The 18,166-nt window shown below is 49.9% G+C and carries 18 protein-coding genes; 9 read left to right on the top strand and 9 right to left on the bottom strand.

The genetic code is table 11. The features are described 5' to 3' along the window. The first annotated feature begins 1 nt into the window (after window position 1). A complete protein-coding gene (locus LZU85_RS15665) occupies window positions 2-763 on the top strand; it encodes a type II secretion system protein N (RefSeq protein ID WP_237287639.1) in 762 nt (253 codons plus the stop codon). A 125-nt stretch (window positions 764-888) separates the two neighbouring features. Here the strand turns inward: LZU85_RS15665 and cysQ are convergent, their stop codons facing one another. The 4 genes from cysQ to LZU85_RS15645 form a co-directional block, all read right to left on the bottom strand. Beyond that, a complete protein-coding gene (gene cysQ / locus LZU85_RS15660) occupies window positions 889-1,716 on the bottom strand; it encodes a 3'(2'),5'-bisphosphate nucleotidase CysQ (RefSeq protein ID WP_045623813.1) in 828 nt (275 codons plus the stop codon). Window positions 1,717-1,730: 14 nt separating this feature from the next. Next, on the bottom strand, window positions 1,731-2,285 hold the full coding sequence (gene nudE / locus LZU85_RS15655; protein ID WP_011078932.1) for an ADP compounds hydrolase NudE: 555 nt from the start codon (window positions 2,283-2,285) through the stop codon (window positions 1,731-1,733). 115 nt (window positions 2,286-2,400) lie between these two features. Then, window positions 2,401-2,985 (bottom strand): Fe-S biogenesis protein NfuA, encoded by a 585-nt coding sequence (nfuA, locus tag LZU85_RS15650; RefSeq protein ID WP_026050270.1) that lies wholly within the window; start codon window positions 2,983-2,985, stop codon window positions 2,401-2,403. A gap of 130 nt (window positions 2,986-3,115) precedes the next feature. Then, window positions 3,116-3,826 carry a ComF family protein gene (locus LZU85_RS15645; RefSeq protein ID WP_237287677.1) on the bottom strand — a complete coding sequence of 237 codons (711 nt, stop codon included), beginning with the start codon at window positions 3,824-3,826 and terminating at the stop codon, window positions 3,116-3,118. Between the two features lie 88 nt (window positions 3,827-3,914). Here LZU85_RS15645 and bioH point away from each other — a divergent pair, with 88 nt between their 5' ends. Both bioH and LZU85_RS15635 read left to right on the top strand, forming a co-directional pair. Beyond that, window positions 3,915-4,682 carry a pimeloyl-ACP methyl ester esterase BioH gene (gene bioH, locus LZU85_RS15640; RefSeq protein ID WP_110096948.1) on the top strand — a complete coding sequence of 256 codons (768 nt, stop codon included), beginning with the start codon at window positions 3,915-3,917 and terminating at the stop codon, window positions 4,680-4,682. 137 nt (window positions 4,683-4,819) lie between these two features. Then, the gene (locus LZU85_RS15635; protein WP_011078928.1) at window positions 4,820-5,290 is read left to right on the top strand and encodes a hypothetical protein; all 471 of its coding nucleotides are present in this window, start codon (window positions 4,820-4,822) and stop codon (window positions 5,288-5,290) included. Window positions 5,291-5,372: 82 nt separating this feature from the next. Here LZU85_RS15635 and LZU85_RS15630 read toward each other — a convergent pair whose 3' ends face one another. Beyond that, window positions 5,373-7,697 (bottom strand): Tex family protein, encoded by a 2,325-nt coding sequence (locus LZU85_RS15630; RefSeq protein ID WP_237287638.1) that lies wholly within the window; start codon window positions 7,695-7,697, stop codon window positions 5,373-5,375. Between the two features lie 452 nt (window positions 7,698-8,149). Here LZU85_RS15630 and LZU85_RS15625 point away from each other — a divergent pair, with 452 nt between their 5' ends. The 3 genes from LZU85_RS15625 (at window position 8,150) to LZU85_RS15615 (ending at window position 10,424) form a co-directional block, all read left to right on the top strand. After that, entirely contained in the window at window positions 8,150-8,380 is a 231-nt protein-coding gene (locus LZU85_RS15625) for a microviridin/marinostatin family tricyclic proteinase inhibitor (RefSeq protein WP_237287637.1), read from the top strand. A 73-nt stretch (window positions 8,381-8,453) separates the two neighbouring features. Then, complete coding sequence (locus LZU85_RS15620; protein ID WP_237287622.1) at window positions 8,454-9,431, top strand: MvdC/MvdD family ATP grasp protein; 978 nt, start codon at window positions 8,454-8,456, stop codon at window positions 9,429-9,431. 12 nt (window positions 9,432-9,443) lie between these two features. Further along, window positions 9,444-10,424, top strand: a complete 981-nt coding sequence (locus LZU85_RS15615) for an MvdC/MvdD family ATP grasp protein (protein WP_237287620.1) — start codon at window positions 9,444-9,446, stop codon at window positions 10,422-10,424. Window positions 10,425-10,468: 44 nt separating this feature from the next. On the opposite strand, the gene LZU85_RS15610 is transcribed toward LZU85_RS15615, so the two are convergent. Together LZU85_RS15610 and LZU85_RS15605 are read right to left on the bottom strand one after the other, a co-directional pair. Next, window positions 10,469-12,595 carry a peptidase domain-containing ABC transporter gene (locus LZU85_RS15610; protein ID WP_237287618.1) on the bottom strand — a complete coding sequence of 709 codons (2,127 nt, stop codon included), beginning with the start codon at window positions 12,593-12,595 and terminating at the stop codon, window positions 10,469-10,471. Beyond that, a complete protein-coding gene (locus LZU85_RS15605) occupies window positions 12,595-13,836 on the bottom strand; it encodes an HlyD family secretion protein (protein ID WP_237287616.1) in 1,242 nt (413 codons plus the stop codon). Before LZU85_RS15605 ends, LZU85_RS15610 begins: the two co-directional genes overlap by 1 nt. Before the next feature lie 320 nt (window positions 13,837-14,156). Here LZU85_RS15605 and greB point away from each other — a divergent pair, with 320 nt between their 5' ends. After that, window positions 14,157-14,639, top strand: coding sequence for a transcription elongation factor GreB (gene greB, locus LZU85_RS15600; RefSeq protein WP_013572566.1), 483 nt, complete (start codon window positions 14,157-14,159; stop codon window positions 14,637-14,639). A gap of 110 nt (window positions 14,640-14,749) precedes the next feature. Beyond that, window positions 14,750-15,526, top strand: coding sequence for an SDR family NAD(P)-dependent oxidoreductase (locus LZU85_RS15595; RefSeq protein WP_237287614.1), 777 nt, complete (start codon window positions 14,750-14,752; stop codon window positions 15,524-15,526). Here the strand turns inward: LZU85_RS15595 and LZU85_RS15590 are convergent. Both LZU85_RS15590 and LZU85_RS15585 read right to left on the bottom strand, forming a co-directional pair. Beyond that, window positions 15,523-15,909, bottom strand: coding sequence for a MerR family transcriptional regulator (locus LZU85_RS15590; protein ID WP_237287613.1), 387 nt, complete (start codon window positions 15,907-15,909; stop codon window positions 15,523-15,525). The two genes, LZU85_RS15595 and LZU85_RS15590, sit on opposite strands and share 4 nt — an antisense overlap. A gap of 66 nt (window positions 15,910-15,975) precedes the next feature. After that, on the bottom strand, window positions 15,976-16,725 hold the full coding sequence (locus LZU85_RS15585; protein ID WP_176299431.1) for a helix-turn-helix transcriptional regulator: 750 nt from the start codon (window positions 16,723-16,725) through the stop codon (window positions 15,976-15,978). A gap of 313 nt (window positions 16,726-17,038) precedes the next feature. On the opposite strand from LZU85_RS15585, the gene LZU85_RS15580 reads away from it, so the two are divergent. Continuing rightward, window positions 17,039-18,115, top strand: coding sequence for a substrate-binding domain-containing protein (locus tag LZU85_RS15580; protein ID WP_080535534.1), 1,077 nt, complete (start codon window positions 17,039-17,041; stop codon window positions 18,113-18,115). Window positions 18,116-18,166 lie beyond the last annotated feature (51 nt).

Here is an 18,166-nt window from a genome sequence, read left to right as displayed (position 1 = left end):
GGTGAAGCGCGCGATTATTTACAGCCTGATTTTTATTCTCTTTTTTAGCATCAGTTTGCTGTCGAGCATTCCAGTTAGCTTTGTGCTCAATTACTTACCGCCAGTGCGTGGCCTGACCATTGAGGGCACCTCCGGGTCGGTGTGGCAGGGCAGTGCAAGCACCATTCGTTGGCAAGGTCAGAACTTTGGCGAGGTGCATTGGGATTTTCAAACCAGCAAATTGTTCACCGGTAACGTGCAATACGCATTGCGCTTTGGTCGCGGCAGCGATTTGAATCTGCGTGGTAAAGGTTTGGTCGGCTATGGTCTTGGCCAAGGGGCGTATGTGGAAAATCTTGTCGCTTCGTTACCCGCGGAAAAAGTGGCCTCACGTTTGCCCATGCCTTTGCCGCTGCAAGTGGAAGGGCAAGTGGAAGTGAACGTGCGTCACGCGGTTTACCAAGCACCTTGGTGTGCCAGCGGCACGGGCACGTTAGTGTGGAGTGCCAGTAAAGTCGGTACCCCGATCGGTGCATTGGATTTGGGGCCGGTGATTTCCGATTTCACCTGTGAAAACAGCCAATTATCTGTGAAGGGCGAGCAACAAAGCGCCCAAGTCAGTGCGCAATTCAGTGCTCAAGTGACGCCAAATCGTCAATACACGACCTCGGCTTGGTTTAAACCGGGTGCAGAATTCCCAGCGGCGATGAAATCACAGCTGAGCTGGCTAGGGAACCCGAATGGTCAAGGGCAGTATGAGTTTGACTACCAAGGGCGTTTTTAGCGAGATTGCCTTGGCGTTGAACGCAAAGAAAGATTAACGACACAAAAAAGCGAGCTGAGCTCGCTTTTTACGTTTCCGTTGGCACGTTTCACTGGGACTTTCCGCCGGCAGCTAGGTCAATAGCCCTAGCCTTTGACCTGCAAAATGTCGTTCCACGGCAAATCGGCATCGCCTAATACGATGAAGTTCGGATTTTCCAAGGTGTCTCGTTCGTTATAAGAAAGCGGTTCCAAGTAGGTGCTGAGGATGCGTCCACCAGCTTCTTCCACGATGCATTGTGTCGCCGCGGTATCCCATTCCCCAGTCGGGCCAAGGCGCAAATAGCAATCCACCGCCCCTTCCGCGACCAAGCACGCTTTCAACGCCGCAGAGCCTAACGGCACCAAATCGTAATTCCAACTGCTGCTCATGCGGCTGGTGATGCGATTGATGTCTTGACGGCGGCTGATGGCAATCGCGATGTTTTGTCCGGGCAGTTCATGTTTGTGGGTTTGAATTTTCAAGCTTTCGTTCATCTCAGGGATCTTCCATGCGCCTTTACCTTGATACGCATAGTAAGTTACGCCTGAAACCGGACCATACACCACGCCCATTACCGGCTTGTTGTTCTCCACTAAGGCGATGATGGTGGCAAAATCGCCGCTGCGGGCGATAAATTCCTGCGTTCCATCAAGAGGGTCTACCAACCAGTAACGGTTCCATTGCGCGCGTTGTTCCAAGCTGATATCCGCCGCTTCTTCAGACAGCACTGGAATGTCTGGGGTTAACTCACTCAGTCGTTGGTTGATCAATTTGTGTGCGGCGAGATCGGCGCTGGTGACCGGCGTCTCATCGCTTTTGGTGTATTCTTGGTACTGCTTACTTTGGTAGATATCCAGAATCAATTGCCCCGCGGTGCGAGCAATATCGATAACTTGCGGCAACAGTGCCGATAAATCCTGTGAGGTAGGCATAACTCTCTTCCTTACTACTTGGCCGGTCGAAGTGCTCTCAGTGCCAATAGTAGCGCTGTGATACTGCGGGATTCACAAAAATCTAAGTGATGAAGAAGTTCTTCTGCCTGCGCGAGTGGCCAACGAACCACTTCAAGTGGCTCTGGCTCATCGCCTTCCAATGTTTCTGGATACAGATCTTGTGCCAAAAACAGCGTCATTTTGCTTGAGAAATAGGAAGGAGCCAACACCACTTGCTTCAATGGCGTTAATTGTTTCGCGCCAAAGCCGATTTCTTCTTTCAATTCCCGATCCGCTGCTTGTTCGGCGCTTTCTCCCTGATCAATAAGCCCTTTAGGGAAGCCAAGCTCATAGCGCTCTGTACCTGCAGCGTACTCTCTCACTAATAATAGGTCACCTTGCTCAGTAACGGGAACCATCATCACGGCATTTTTACCGCTTGGTTTGAGGCGCTCGTAAATTCGCTCTTCGCCGTTGGAGAAACGCAGTTCAAGGCTTTCGATAGAAAAGAGTCGTGATTGGGCAACGACATTACGATTGAGAATATCGGGTTCTTTCCTTCTGCTCATGACGTTGATTCCTCCTGCAAAACATTGATGACTGGAATATATACTAAAAGAAAAGGTTGGCCCAAGTGTGCCAACCTTTAAATTTCGTCTCAGTTATAACCAAAATGAGAATAACTTAGTAGTATGAGTGATCGCCGCGATCGTGCTCAGTGGCATCGCGAACCGCCGTTAGCTCACCTGAGAATTGCTGTAGTAATTCTTTCTCGATGCCTTCTTTTAGCGTCACGTCGACCATTGAACAACCGTTACAGCCGCCACCAAAGGCAACAATTGCAACACCTGCGTCAGTGATTTCCATCAGTTTCACGTGGCCGCCGTGACCAGCAAGTTGTGGGTTCACTTGAGTTTGAATCGCGTATTCAACACGCTCAAGCAGTGGCGCGTCGTCCGCGACTTTACGCATTTTTGCGTTGGGTGCTTTCAGTGTTAACTGTGAGCCCATTTTGTCGGTCACGTAGTCAATTTCCGCATCTTCAAGGAACGGCAAGCTGAGCTCGTCAACGTAGGCAGAAAAGCTTTGGTATGGGATTTCGGTATCGGTAGCTTCTACCGCTTCAGGTGGGCAGTAAGATACGCCACATTCTGCGTTTTGTGTGCCTGGGTTGACGACGAAAACACGAATGTTGGTTCCATCAGGCTGCTGGCCCAATAGATTGGCAAAATGAGTTTGTGCTGCTTCAGTGATAGTAATATTTGACACGACGAATACCCGAGTAAATTTGTAGGTTATTGACGCCATTTTACTCCTGATAACGAAAGGATCTAGTGTTTTGATGAGAAAACATGCTTTAGAGCGCACGCTGCACTGTCAAGCGACAGTGACATCCAACTTAATCCTTCTCGGGAGTTCGGCAGAGGCAATAAATATCAATGCTTTCCACGCCGACTGCAAGCAGTAATTGACATAATTGTCGTACCGTACTGCCCGTCGTGACCACATCATCGACAATCGCGACGTGCTTAGGAGTCGCATAGGGTAAAGCCGAGCGATTGAGGCGAAAAGCACCCGCTAAGTTGCGCTGACGCTGCTGTTTATTGAGCCCTTGCTGTGGCGGAGTGTGCAACAAACGAGTAAACGCGTGAGCAAGGAAGGGGCGATTTAATCTACGGGCCAGTTGCGCCGCCAACACATCGCTTTGATTGAAGCCTCGTAGCCATTGCCGACGCCAATGCATCGGCACAGAGAGCAGCAGTGGCGCGGGGTGGTCAATGCGTTGGATGAGCAAAGGGGCCAAGCTGGCACAGTACCAGAACTTGCGCTGATGTTTGATCTGATTGACGTAGTGTGAGGCCGGGAAGCGATACGGCGTGAGGCAGTAAAGCCTTTGCCAAGGGGGCGGAGATTTCAGGCATTGGCCGCATTGGGGGACAACCGTTAACGTCGGTAGCCCGCAACGTTGGCAACGCGGTTCTGCATCGAACAGGGTTAGGCAGTGCTGGCACCAGAGCGGGTGATGGTCGTGATTCATCGGCAAGCCGCACAGATGACAGAGGCGAGGAAGAGATCGGAGTATTTTTTCACTAAGCCAATCGGTTAACATACGGGCAGTGGGGCGAATGAATCGTGTCGCTAGCGTACTCGACCACACGTGGCGCTTGAGGCTGGAAAAAGTAGGAGTAAGAGGGAAGATGAGCACAGATTTACACTGGCAAACACAAGGTCAGGGGCCCGATTTGGTGTTGCTGCATGGCTGGGGCATGAATGGCGCGGTGTGGCAGCAGGTGGTTGAAAGGCTGGAGCCGCACTTTCGTTTGCATGTGGTGGATCTGCCTGGCTATGGCCACAGTGCCCATCTTCATGCGGCAAGTTTAGAAGAGATTGCCCAGCAGCTTCTCGAGCATGCACCAAAACAAGCCATTTGGGTTGGCTGGTCATTAGGTGGGCTGGTGGCGACGCACATGGCGCTGCATCACGCCGATTACGTCAGCAAGTTAGTGACGGTGGCGAGTTCACCCAAGTTCGCTGCAGAAGCGCGTTGGCGTGGCATTCAGCCGCAAGTATTGAGCGCCTTTACCGAGCAGTTGAGTGAAGATTTTCACACCACGGTAGAGCGTTTTATGGCCCTGCAAGCCATGGGCAGCCCTTCTGCGCGACAAGATGTAAAAAACCTCAAACAAGCGGTGTTCTCACGCCCGCAACCCAACCCACAATCGCTTTTGGCTGGGCTGCAAATGCTGGCGGAGGTGGACTTGCGTGACCATCTGCCGCACTTAACCATGCCGATGCTGCGTCTCTATGGCCGTTTGGACGGGTTGGTGCCGATCAAGGTGGCGCAGGATCTGGAGAAAGCGTTACCCGCCAGTGAGCAGTTCATTTTCACCCAGTCGTCACACGCGCCTTTTATCACTGAACCAGAGAGCTTTTGCCACCAGTTGCTGAGCTTTGCAGGCAAGTAAGCGAAAAATAAAATTAAACCTGTTCAAATATTGGTCGATACAAGAAGTAACCAAGGCAACTTACTACGGTTAGTGAAGCGGTTTTGGGGCTGTGCAGTGATGTGCATGGTAGGGCGATTCTTTGAGGAGGTATCGCGATGATAGTGTCACCGACCACTGTGAGTGTGCCACTGATCGCCCCATCGGTAAATGTGCAGACAGAGCAGGCCGCGCGCGACAACAGAGTGCGTGAACCTGTGGCGCCAACCGTTGCGTTGGCCAAATCTAACGCGGAACGTAAAGTCAAAAGTGATGATAAACGCCGACGTCAATCTTCGTGGGATCCTTCAGAGCACCCTGGCTATGAGATGGAAACCAATACGCAAGAGATCTCGGTCTATCATGAAGACCCCAAAGACACGCTTGAGCGGCTTTTTGGACTTCTGGCACTGCGAAGTTACAGTGAAGAACAGGGTAAAGGCTACGCAATGCGCTATCGTCTGCCCAAACGTATCTTGGATGCGGCGATAAGAGAAGGGATCATGGAGAAGCGTCGAGCGATCATCAAGTACCATTACGGTCACTCTGTCGCACCTCATACCCCTTCAGAAGTGATTGCGGTGTTATAGCAAGCAAACACCACCGCAGTGACTGACAATAAAAACCCACTATGGAAACATAGTGGGTTTTATTTTGCTCAGCGGGCTGCGGTTACTTTTTCGCTTTGGCAAACGCGGCGGCAAACGCACCACCCATGGCACCGCCAAGTGTATTGTCGTTGTCATGGCGACGTGGCGATGGAGCGCGGCGCTCTTGCTGGCCACGTGGTGTGGCAGCGCGTTGGCTGCGATTGTCTTGCCCTGGCTCATCACTGAGGCGCATTGACAGTGCGATACGCTTGCGTTGCACATCCACTTCCATCACTTTGACTTTAACAATGTCGCCCGCTTTAACCACTTCACGCGGATCAGAAACAAAGCGATCGGTCAGCGCTGAAATGTGCACCAAGCCATCTTGGTGAACGCCGATGTCAACAAAGGCGCCAAAGTTGGCCACGTTTGATACCACCCCTTCAAGAATCATCCCCACTTCGAGATCGGACACATTATGAATGCCTTCGGCGAAGGTGGCGGTTTTGAATTCAGGACGAGGGTCACGGCCCGGTTTATCCAACTCTTTGATGATGTCGGTCACCGTTGGCACACCAAAGTGTTCATCGGTGTAATCCACCGCGCGCAATCCTTTAAGGAAGCCTGAATCGCCAATCAGCGCTTTGACCGCTTTTTGGTTCTTCTCGGCAATCGCTTTGACCACAGGGTAGGCTTCAGGGTGAACTGAAGAGGCATCGAGCGGGTTTTTACCATCCATAATACGTAGGAAGCCCGCACACTGTTCAAACGCTTTTGGCCCCAAACGTGGCACTTTTTTCAATGTGGTACGGCTGTCGAAACGGCCATTCTCATCACGAAAATCGACAATGTTCTGCGCCAAAGTAGTCGAGAGACCCGCCACGCGGGTCAGCAGCGCGGCGGAAGCGGTGTTGACATCCACACCGACCGCGTTTACACAATCTTCCACCACCGCATCAAGGCGTTTCGCCAGCATGGATTGGCTCACGTCGTGCTGATATTGGCCGACACCGATTGATTTCGGATCGATTTTCACCAGTTCGGCCAGTGGGTCTTGCAGGCGACGAGCAATCGACACCGCGCCACGCAGTGACACGTCCATGTTCGGGAACTCTTTGGCCGCCAGTTCTGAGGCAGAGTAGACCGAAGCGCCTGCTTCGCTGACCATGATTTTCTGTACTTTGAGATTGCCACGTTTAATCAAATCTGCAGCAAAGGCATCGGTTTCGCGTGAAGCAGTGCCGTTACCAATCGCAATCAAATCGACGTTGTGTTGCTTGATCAACGCGGCCACCGTTTGCATGGCGCGATCGTACTGGTTCTGTGGTACGTGTGGGTAAATGGTGTCGGTGGCCAGTACTTTACCGGTGGCGTCCACCACCGCGACTTTACAGCCGGTGCGCAAGCCAGGGTCAAGACCGAGCGTCGCACGCGGACCCGCAGGCGCTGCCATCAACAGATCTTTGAGGTTGGTGGCGAACACTTCAATCGCTTCGATTTCCGCGCGCTCTTTCATTGCCGCCATCAACTCGGTTTCCATGTGCATTGAAACCTTGATGCGCCATGCCCAACTGATGACCTGTTTGCGCCAGTTGTCAGCAGGGGCACTGCTCAGCGTCACGCCATAGTGATCAGCAATCAGGGTTTCGCAATAGGATTGGCGTACACTTTCTTCTTGTTGTGGATCGGCATTGAGCGTCAGGCTGAGGAAGCCTTCATTTCGGCCACGCAGCATCGCCAAAGCGCGGTGAGAAGGCACCTTGCTGATTGTTTCGTTATGCTCAAAGTAATCTTTGAACTTCTCGCCTTCTTGTTCTTTGCCCGCCACCACGCGTGACACAATTTCGGCATGACGATTGAGGTACTGGCGAATTTTCTCCAGCAAGTTGGCGTCTTCGGCAATGCGCTCCATGATGATGGCACGTGCGCCATCGAGTGCAGCTTTACTGTCTTCCACCCCTTTGTCGGCATTAATGTAGCGGATCGCTTCGCTTTCTGGCTCGGTTTGCGGGTGGTTCCAAAGTGTATCGGCCAGTGGCTCTAGGCCTGCTTCAATCGCGATTTGCCCTTTGGTACGGCGCTTTGGCTTATAAGGCAGATACAGATCTTCAAGGCGCGTTTTGCTGTCGGCAGTGAGGATCTCACTTTCCAGTTCAGCGGTAAGTTTGCCTTGTTCTTGAATCGATTTAAGAATGGTTTGGCGACGGTCATCCAACTCGCGCAGATAGGACAAACGGCTATCAAGGTTGCGCAATTGAGTATCATCTAACCCACCGGTTACCTCTTTACGGTAACGGGCGATAAAAGGAACGGTGTTGCCATCATCAATTAGGGCAACGGCAGCAGTGACTTGCTCAGGGCGAACATTCAGCTCTTGAGCAATCAGACGACAGATAGCTTGGCTCATCCGTGGGATCTCTTTTTATCAAGTTTGCTGTGAATATATGGGCAAGCAACGCTTTTTTCTAGGGGAACGTTCATCCCAGTCAAAAGCAAGCCAATGACTGTGATCCCGATACAGTATTGTTGTTCGATATAATGTTGCTGTGATCCAGTTCTCGTCAGCTATGAAACTAAGCAACTGAGTGGGTATGGAGTAATGTTTTGTTTTTATGTTGCTAATTGGTAAATAAGTTTAAGCATAAATTAACTGTCTGGGCTTATATTTTGATCCCAGTGGTGTTTATTGGGTTTGAATTTTGATACTTCTCTTGGGGGCTTTTTTTGATTTGTGACGTAAAATGGCGATGTTAAAAGCGGTATTTTTGCTGGTCACTTTATTTCCGGTATTTCTTCACCAATGATTGTGTTACCGAGATTTGGCTCGGTATAAATTTATGAAATAAAAGGAATTAAGAAATGAGTAACACTCCATTTTTTGCAAACTTTATTGAATCGCAGGTTGAAGAGCTAAGCACAGAAGAACTACAGCAATGCGCAGGTGGTGCGTTTGCCACTCTTCCAGGTGAGTTTGAGCCGCCAGTGTATGTGACCATGAAAGCACCTTCAGACGATGATGAGGGCATTGAGTTTGGTGACCTTTTCTTCGTTGGTACCTGTCCAGGTATCAACCCAGCACAAAACGGTTAATGTTCATCCTCCCTGCTGTGCAGGGAGGTTTTTCTCATCGACATAGTTCTTATCGACATAGTTGTAGCACACCGTGATTCTCTGCATTACTCATAGCCAAGATAGTTACCCAGTTGATTGGGTGGCAGCCCATTTAGAACATCTTGGTCACGCTTTGTTGCGTTTTAACAGCGATCAGTTTCCTCTCTCTGCTGGGCTCAGTGGCGAAATAAATCAGGCCACACATCAAGCAATGACCGATTTAACGATAGAAGGGGCTGATGTTAGCTCCAAGGCCATCTCCGCCGTGTGGCACAGAAAGAATGCCCTTGCCGATCTGACCTCCTGCTTGCACGGGGATACCTTGCAACAGGCTGCTCGTGAATCTGAAGCGATCAAACAAGGAGTTCTGCACAGTTTGGACTCGCTTTTTTGGCTCGACCCCCCTGCCAAGCAAAAGCAAGCAGAAAACAAATGGCTGCAGTTGCAGCTGGCGCAACATGTCGGTTTAGCGGTACCTGATACGCTTTTTACCAATCAGCCCGAGCGTGTGCGTCAGTTTTTCCAACGTTGCCAAGGTCAGGTGGTGGTAAAAATGCATACGCCCTTGATGAGCAGCATGGGAAAACCCGGTCAGTTTGTCTACACGTCACGGCTGGAAAAAGCGCATCTGGATTCACTTGATTCACTCAAGTTCAGTCCGATGATTTTTCAACGGCAGATTGAAAAAGCCCAAGAGATACGCGCTGTGTATGTCGATGGAGTGCTGATGTGCGCCAGTATCTTAGGCAGAGTGCAAAGTGGTGAAGCACTTGTCGATTGGCGCAAAGCGGATCCTCAACTCTCATCTTGGCAGCCAGCTCAGCTCCCCCCTGACGTTCATCAGGCGGTGCATCGACTGATGCAGAAACTTCAGCTCAAGTTTGGCGCGATTGATTTCATCGTTGATCATGATAATACCCCTTATTTTCTCGAAGTTAACCCCGCCGGGGAGTGGGGAATGTTAGAGCAAACACTGGGGTTGCCAATCTCACGCCATATCGCAGAGACGCTCGTTAAATATGCACGTTAAAAGGAAGTCCTGATGCAGAAAAACAAAATCGTGGTGATCACGCACAGAAACGAAAATCAGTGTATTGACGATGTCGCTCAATACCTTGACCAGCATGGTTTTGAGCTGGTGCGCTTTAACAGCGATGAGTTCCCCTACCACAATCGGTTGGAAATCTTTAACACCACGGGTGTTCAACAAAGTGCGTTGATTACGCCACAAGGTCAGCGAGTGACCAGCGATGAGATTCACGCCCTTTGGTATCGACGCTTTTATCCAGGCAAAGGCCTACCGAAGGAGATGGAGCCGCAACAACGCGCAGTAAGTGTAGAAGAAAGCAAACGTACCATGCTCGGTTATTTTGACAGCCTGTCGTGTTTCAAAATGAATGACTATTGGGCCATTCGTCGCGCTTCCAACAAGGAGCTCCAATTGAGGGTGGCACGTGATCTCGGCTTGACCTTGCCAGACACGCTCACGACCAATTCACCACAAGCGGTGCGCGAGTTTTATCAGCACAATCAGCGTCACATCATTACCAAGATGCAGACGTCGTTCTCTTTGTGGCAAGACAGCAAAGAGCAAGTGGTGTTTACCAACTTGGTTGAAGAACATCATTTAGACGACTTGGAGGCACTCAAATTCTGTCCAATGGTTTTTCAGCAAGCCATTGATAAAGATGTTGAGCTTCGAGCCACGGTGGTTGGCGATCAGGTGTTTTGTGCGGCGATCGATCCGACCACGATGGCGGGGATGGATTTGGATTGGCGCAAGCGCGGGCAGCAAACGCTCGAAGCATGGCAACCATACACGTTGCCACAAGCGATTCAAGACCAGTTGGTCTCGCTCGCCCATAAACTGGGTTTGAGCTATGGCGCAGCGGATATCATCGTGACGCCTGAAGGCAAATACGTCTTTTTGGAAATTAACCCGTGCGGTGAGTTTTATTGGATGGACAAACACCAACACCTTGGAATCAGCCAAGCGATCGCGAAGCGCTTAATCCAAGGCTAAGTAAAGTCACAAGGCGAGCTGGGCTCGCCTTCCTTTTTAAGCATTTAAGCAGGCTGCGGATGCTTGTGTTCCGCTTCTCTTACCACGCCCTGCTCTAAAACGACGATTCGCTCTGCTTGGCGAATGGTTTCAGGACGATGGGCTACGGTAATTCGGGTCATTGGTAGCTGCTTGACATACTGGTTAACCAACGCTTCGCTCTGAATATCCAGATTGCTGGTGGCCTCATCCATAAACAGAATCTTGGGTTGTTGGTAAAGTGCTCGTGCCAACAGCAGTCGCTGAATTTGTCCACCAGAGAACTGATTCCCCATATCTCCGACTAAGCTGTTGTAACCCATGGGCATGGCGGTAATATCCGCTTGAATGGCCGCTAACATGCTGCATTCTTCCATGCGTTTAGCATCGGGTTGAGGGTCAAAAAACGAGATGTTATCTGCAATGGAACCAGACAGCAACTGCGCGTTTTGCATCACGGCGGCGATCTGCTGACGGTAGTGGACCAGTCCCATTCGATTGATGTCGATACCATCGAGTAAGATTTGCCCCTTGGTGGGTTGCAGCAAACCGAGCATGAGCTTGATCAGCGTCGATTTACCGCTGCCGGATTTACCCACAATGGCAATGGATTCCCCAGCCCGGATCGACAAGTTGACCCCGCTGAGGATCTCTTTTTCATTGTCACCATAGCGAAAATGGATATCGCGCAACTCGAGATGCCCTTGTATCTCCTTTTGTGGCAATGTGCCATTGCGATGCGGCTCTTGCTCGGTAAGGGCAATATCAGAGATGCGTTCTAAATGCAGTTTGAGCATGCGAAACAAAATCATTTGTTCAATAAAGTGGGTGATGCGATCGGTGAACTGTACCTTATAGGCGACAAAGGCCAGTACCATACCGATACTCAACGCATTGCCCATCACCAGTTGTGCCGCAAAATAGACCACCAATACGTTCTCAAAACCAAACAAGAGTTTCTTTAACGACTCGAAGCCAATGCTCAGTTTGCCAAGTTGGATATCAGCGTTAATCACCTCAGCATAACGGTTTTGCCAAGCACTTTGTCGCATCGATTCACGAGTAAACAGCTTGATGGTTTGCATGCCACGCAACGTTTCTAAAAATTGACTCTGTTCACTGGCACCAGCGCGAATCGCCAGTTCCGTTGCTCGATGCAGTGGAAAGTAGAGGGCGAAGCGGATGATGCAGTAAGCCAGCATAGTGGCAACGACAATGCTGGCGAGGGTGGGAGAGTAAACGAGCATCATTGCCAACACCGTGATTCCCATGATGGCGTCGACACAGGTTTCGACTAAACCGGTGGTTAAACGTTCTTTAATTTGTTTGATTGAACCAAAACGGGAAACAATGTCTCCGATATGGCGGTTTTCAAAAAAATCCATTGGCAAGCGCAACAAATGACGCAAGAGGTTAACGCCCATTTGCATGTTGAGCATAGCGGCGACACGAAGCACCAAGTAACTACGCAGCGTACTGGTCATCACTGAGATGAGGGTGACCAACGCAAACCCTATCGCCAAGGTCAGCAGCAGTGGCTGGTCATAGCTGATCAGCACCTCATCAACGACCCATTGCATGTAATAGGGAGCCACGAGATTGAACAGCTGAAGAATGAGCGATAGGAGTAACATCATCACCAAGCTACTCTTAAACCCTTCTATTTTGCTCCAAAGCTGTTGCAAACGCATCGGCTGACGTAGGTCTTGGCGCTGAAAATCGGTGGTGGGGGCCAGCTCGAGCGCCACGCCCGTGTAATGTTCTGAAAGTTGCGCAAGGGTGAGTGTTCGTTCCCCCTGCGCAGGATCATGGATGGTCGCGATACCATTCCGATAGTCGCTCAGAACCACAAAGTGGTTGAGGTCCCAGTGCAAAATCGACGGCGTGGAGATTTTGTCGAGAGATTCAAGCGGGCACTTTAACGCTCGACTGGCAAGATTGAGCTTGTCTGCAAGCTCGATCATTTGCTGTAAATTCATGCCTTTTGAGTTGATTTGGATCTGCTTACGTATGGCATTCATATCCATCTGCTGGCCATGATAACTGGCCACCATCGCAAGGCAGGCGAGTCCGCATTCCGCGAGTTCACCTTGCATGATCAGTGGTGTCTGCTTACGTGAATGAAACTGAAGCAAGTTGAGTGGATTCGACATTAGCCAATTCTCCCGATGAGGCTGATCAGTGGGTCAAGCAACCAACCCGCAATAGAGCGTTTTTCTAAGATGATATCGGCTTGGAGCTGCATGCCACTTTTGAGCAGTAAGGTTTTGTCGCCACTGGCAAAGTTTTGCTCGTTGAGCTCTGCTTGAACACGATAGACCGGTTCGGTCGTGGGAAGCTTTAACGACGGGTGACGCGCTGGCGTGATGGTTTTATCAATGCTGGTGACGCGGGCTGACATAAAGCCAAAGCGTTGGTATGGGAATGCATCAAACCGCAGCCGAACTTGATCACCGACTTCAATTTGGCCAATGGAGCGACTAGGAACCAACAACTCGGCGACCAACTGAGCATGATTTGGCAACAGGGTAATCAAATGCGTATCACTGGTCACGAACTGTCCGGTTTCCAACATAATGTTTGAGACCGTGCCGCTCTGTGGGGCTTTCAGTGCAAATTGGAACTGATTTTTTGCCTCAGAGATTTTCAAACGAGTGGCGGAAATCTGCTTGGCAATGTTCGCGAGCGCAAGTTGCGTATTGATTGGGTGCGCTTTGAGGTCACGCTGCCACCGTTTGATATCAATCTGTAACGTATCGATTTGCGCGGCAATGGTCTCCGCTTGTTGTTGCCTGTCGAGTAGCTGGCGTATTTCGTCGCGCAACGCCGATTCGGTAAAAAAACGTTGTTCTTTCAACGCTTTGATTTTAGTGAGCTCTTCTTGCTGCAGTTCGATGGCCTGTTGAGCCAACTGCAAACGACGTTGCAGCGTTGCTACCAGCGTTTGATTGTCCGTGATTTGCATTTTACGGTCGTCAAGCTCTTGCTCGCCAAGCTGTTTGGTGTGGCGGTACTCTTGTTCCAGTGTATCGAGCTGCTGTGTTAATTCGCTAAGCAAATGTTCACTTAACTCACTGCCATCCGATAAGCCTCGGTTGAGCTGCATCAACGCAACGACTTGCCCCTCGGTGACCTCTTCTCCTTCTTTGACCAGCAACTCTTTTAGCAGTGCATTGCGTGAGTTGTAAATGTTGATCACCCCAAGGTCGGGTTTCAAATACCCACTGACCGTGGCTTTGCGTGCATAATCAAAGGTGAGAAAAAACAGCGATGCAATCAGGATACTCAACGCAAAGAACCCCACAAACAGGGATAGGGGCAGTGGTTGCGCGAGTGAGATGGTGCCATGCAGTCGACGCTGTTGCGATGCGACAACTTGCTCTCGAAATAGCATGCCAAAACTCCTTGTGTTGGCAAAAATGGGTTCGTATGCCCAATCCATGGGCTTCAAATTATAACTTGCTGAAATGACGTTGAAATTCAATCTTAGTGATTGAATAGGAGTTCCGCTCAGTAATGTGTTTCCACTCGCAAAAACCTTGCCTAAGCAAGAGCGGTGGAGTGGCCACTAGAGGATGGAGACCGCTTGCACTGGCAATCCCCAATCGCCATGGTAAAACGGGCTTTTACCTTGTTTTTCTCTTGCTTATACTAGTCACCAATTTGAACAATGAAGCGTTGTTCGCCAAAAAACGAATGAAGGAATAGGGTCGCGTGAAAACCAAAATGATTACCCGTGAAGGGTACAACAAGCTCAAGCAAGAGCTCGATTATCTGTGGAAAGAGCACCGCCCTGAGATCACGCAGAAAGTGTCGTGGGCGGCGAGTCTCGGCGATCGCTCAGAAAATGCCGACTACACTTACAACAAGCGTTTGCTGCGTCAAATCGATCGCCGCGTGCGCTTTTTGAGTAAGTTTTTACCGGAAGTCAAAATCGTTGATTACGCACCGCAGCAAGAGGGCAAAGTCTTCTTTGGTGCGTGGGTGGAAATTGAAAACGAAGCGGGTGAAGTGATGAAATTTCGCATCGTCGGTCCAGAAGAGATTTACGGTGACGCCAAAGGCTACATTTCGATTGATTCGCCGATGGCGCGCGCGCTGCTGAAAAAAGAAGTCGATGACGAAGTGCAAGTGCCAACCCCAAGCGGCATCAAAGAGTGGTTCATCAACTCGATTGAATACGACAAAGGGGCGTGATGTTTTGTCGGTGTCACGACTTATTTTGGAAAACATGCTGTTTAGCCCTTGACTCTCCCCCTTACAGGAGACTCTAGGATAAAGCCTCCAGTAAATCATCGAGGCAGAAAATGAAAACAGCATTCATCAGTGGTTCAACATCGGGTATCGGTTTGGCTTTTGCGCAGCATTTGGCGGAGCAAGGTTATGCATTAATCCTTCACGGACGCAACCAAACGCGACTGAATCAGTTGGCTGAGACACTACCCAATGTCAAACTTACCATCGCAGCAGATTTGTCACACTCACAACCACTTGCTCATCTACTCCAACAGCTTGAACGCTATCCGGAACCTATTGAAGTGGCAATCAATAACGCAGGATTTGGGCTGCATGGCCAGCATTTGTCACTTGCCGAAGAGGCGGTTGATAACATGCTGGCACTCAATATTTCCGCCACGACCAAATTGAGCCGATACTTCGCTAATCGCATGGCCACACAAGGCGGGGGGCATATACTCAATGTCGCGTCGACCGCTGCGTATCAACCTCAGCCTTACATGGCGGCCTACGCTGCCAGTAAAGCCTATGTCTCCAGTTTTACCGAGTCTCTGGCTAAGGAAATGCGTGCGCAGAAAGTGATCATTACTTGTCTCTCCCCTGGGCGCACCAATACGGGTTTCTTTCATTTTGATGGACAAGATACCGCTCGGCTTGGTCAGGGAACATTTGCGGAAAAACATCGAGCGGATCCCCACACCATTGCGAAATTGGGTTTGAACGCACTTTTTAACCATCAAGTGAGAGAAATTCCGCTGTGGGAGAACAAGTTTTATGTATTTCTCAATCGCTTATTGCCGAGAAACTGGGTGTTGAGTTTGTACCATCGAGCGATGGCGAATATTTAAACGTCAGAGTTTTCTAATGACATGAGCAGGCAGGCGTTGTGTCGGGAAACGCTTTGCTCCAGTTGTCCAAGCCCTTTTAGCATCAGTTCGATTTGGTTCTGCTGCTCGAGCAGTTTCGTGCGTTTTGCATTGATGTGCTCAAGTAGCAAGTCCATTGGGATCAAGCCCAGCTGTGTTTTGGCTTGGGCAATCATTTTGAGTTCTTCAAGGGTAAACCCTAAGCTTTTGGCCAACTTAATCATCGCCAAAATATCCAAATAACTGGCATCGTAGTGTCGGTATTTGCCTTGGCGTAGAGGTGATTTGATGAGTCCGATTTCTTCATAATGTCGAATGGCCTTGATACTGATCCCAGATTTCTTTGCTAATTCGCCAATATACATGCTCTTTCCTGTTGCTCGAAACTGCCGTCTCTTCTAGGGTTGGTGCCATTTATCCGCTAGTGATGGTCAGCGTTTTTCTAAACTTAATAAGTAATTGCGCAGATTGACGCCGCGGTTGGTGATGCCCAATTTGTTGCGCAGGCTGTTGCGGTGGTTTTCCACTGTTTTCCGCGCCACATTAAGCGTGCTGGCAATCTCTTGGCTCGACATGCCACTGCGAATGAATTCCGCTACCTGTAGCTCCGATGGTGTCAGCACTTCGAGCAAACGGCTGTTGAGCGCACCGTCTTCTTGCAGCAGGTTCTCCATATTGGTTTTGACGATTTCTAAGCACAGTTTCAAGCTGGGATCTTGCAGTTGCGATAAGCGATGTTCAACTTCTGGCAGGTGTTTGCTGCGGATCTCTTGCTGCAGTTCATCAGGGAGCTGTGTTGTTCCGGATTGACTCAATAGGCTCAAGGACTCCGTCAACTCATGAATGATTTGATAGTCTTGTTCAATGGCGCTGAGTTTCGGTTCCATCGCCACTTTTTCTTTTGATTCAATTTGCAGGCAGTAAAGTGGCTGACTCTTGTTGGTATCCTGCAGCTGGCACATAGAAAAGTGTAAGTTAGCGATATCAAAACTGAGTTGGGCGGTTTGCCCTTTCAACAAGGCGCGGATTTGACCTATGAACTGCGGCCCAACAAGAAAAACCAAATCGTCTAAGGTCTGCAGTGACAATGTGGCAACAGGATAATTGCTGGCCACGACCTTTTCCTCGTGATCAAAGGCCACAAAATAAATGTCATGCAGGGCGAGCAATTGTTGATACATATTGCTGGTCATTGGACTATTCATTGTGTCTGAGGAAGGCATAAACCGTGACATATCTCTGCTGATTAAACTGGAACTGACAATATACCTATCTTTTACCTATTAGGCATCTCAAATTTAACCCACGCATTCTACGCTTTTGTACTCTCAGTGCGATGATTCCGCGCAATATGTCCCATTTTGTATGATTATTAGCCATCTTTGCGATTGTTATCACAATGTAAAAAGTGATTGATGAGATCTCGATCTCATATGAATGCCTATAAAATACCTAAATTAATACCTACCTAATACCCACATGGTTGGATGAGAAATGGAAAAACAAGCAATAATCAGTTTATGTCGTGCGGTAAGTATGAGTGCTGTGCTTGCCGTGAGCAGTTTGGCATTCGCGGTCACGGAAACCAAAGGTCCTAATGGAGAAAGTGCCACGCCTTATTCACAAGTGACGTTGTCTGAGGTGGAGAAAAATCAAGTGCGCGCCGCCGGTTACACCGCCGCCATTTTGATGCACAGCACATCAGATTGGTCGAATGCGTTAATTGAAGGGGCAAAGGACAAATTCGCCGATTTGAATATCAAGGTGGTTGCGGTCACGGATGCCGAGTTCAATGCCAATAAGCAGAAGACCGACGTTGAAACCACCATGGCGATGAAGCCTGACATTCTCATTTCGTTGGTCGTTGATCCGGTCTCAGGTGCGGCTGCGTTTCGTCCTGCGGTTGAGCAGGGCAGTAAGCTTGTGCTGATCAGTAACCTACCAAGTGGTTTTGAGCATGGCAAAGATTACGCCGGTATTGTGACGGATGATTTATCTCAGATGGGCAAAATTGCGGCTGATCTCATCGCCGATGCCGTGGATGAGAAAGGCAAAGTCGGCTTTATCTATCACGAAGCGAATTACTACGTCACCAATCAGCGTGACCAAGCCGCATTAGCCAATTTGCAACAGCGTTACCCTAACATCGAGGTGGTCGCAAAACGCGGCATTGCCAATGCGAATGATGGTGAAGTGATCGCCTCGGCGATGATTACCCAATATCCTGACATTAAAGCGATTTACGCACCATGGGACAGCATTGCGGAAGGGGTGGTTGCCGCCACTCGTGCTGCAGGGCGTAAAGACATTAAAGTGATTACCATGGATTTGGGCGCGGCCAATGCGCTAGACATGGCCAAACAACGCAACGTGGCGGGCATTGTCACGGATTTGCCATATGACTTGGGCCAGACCCTCGCACGCATGGGGGCATTGGCGAAACTGGATCAGCCAACTCCTCCTTTTGTTACCGTTGGTGCCAGCGCGGTGACCCGCGATAACTTGTTGGAAGCGTGGCAGCAAGCGCTGCGTCGCCCAGCGCCTGAAGCGGTGCAAAAAGCCCTGAAATAAAGAGATAGTCACTGGCCTGTCAGCATGCTGGCAGGCTGAACCTGATTCAGA

The organism is Vibrio floridensis, from assembly GCF_021852965.1.
GTDB classification, from domain to species: domain Bacteria; phylum Pseudomonadota; class Gammaproteobacteria; order Enterobacterales; family Vibrionaceae; genus Vibrio; species Vibrio floridensis.
Note: the sequence above shows the minus strand (reverse complement) of the source record. Positions and strands in the feature narration are given on the sequence as shown.

Coding starts and splice junctions, on each gene's coding strand:
- cysQ (WP_045623813.1), bottom strand. CDS start 1,716: ATGCCTACCTCACAGGATTTATCGGCACTGTTGCCGCAAGTTATCGAT.
- nudE (WP_011078932.1), bottom strand. CDS start 2,285: ATGAGCAGAAGGAAAGAACCCGATATTCTCAATCGTAATGTCGTTGCC.
- LZU85_RS15645 (WP_237287677.1), bottom strand. CDS start 3,826: ATGTTAACCGATTGGCTTAGTGAAAAAATACTCCGATCTCTTCCTCGC.
- bioH (WP_110096948.1), top strand. CDS start 3,915: ATGAGCACAGATTTACACTGGCAAACACAAGGTCAGGGGCCCGATTTG.
- LZU85_RS15635 (WP_011078928.1), top strand. CDS start 4,820: ATGATAGTGTCACCGACCACTGTGAGTGTGCCACTGATCGCCCCATCG.
- LZU85_RS15630 (WP_237287638.1), bottom strand. CDS start 7,697: ATGAGCCAAGCTATCTGTCGTCTGATTGCTCAAGAGCTGAATGTTCGC.
- LZU85_RS15625 (WP_237287637.1), top strand. CDS start 8,150: ATGAGTAACACTCCATTTTTTGCAAACTTTATTGAATCGCAGGTTGAA.
- LZU85_RS15615 (WP_237287620.1), top strand. CDS start 9,444: ATGCAGAAAAACAAAATCGTGGTGATCACGCACAGAAACGAAAATCAG.
- LZU85_RS15610 (WP_237287618.1), bottom strand. CDS start 12,595: ATGTCGAATCCACTCAACTTGCTTCAGTTTCATTCACGTAAGCAGACA.
- LZU85_RS15605 (WP_237287616.1), bottom strand. CDS start 13,836: ATGCTATTTCGAGAGCAAGTTGTCGCATCGCAACAGCGTCGACTGCAT.
- LZU85_RS15595 (WP_237287614.1), top strand. CDS start 14,750: ATGAAAACAGCATTCATCAGTGGTTCAACATCGGGTATCGGTTTGGCT.
- LZU85_RS15590 (WP_237287613.1), bottom strand. CDS start 15,909: ATGTATATTGGCGAATTAGCAAAGAAATCTGGGATCAGTATCAAGGCC.
- LZU85_RS15585 (WP_176299431.1), bottom strand. CDS start 16,725: ATGTATCAACAATTGCTCGCCCTGCATGACATTTATTTTGTGGCCTTT.
- LZU85_RS15580 (WP_080535534.1), top strand. CDS start 17,039: ATGGAAAAACAAGCAATAATCAGTTTATGTCGTGCGGTAAGTATGAGT.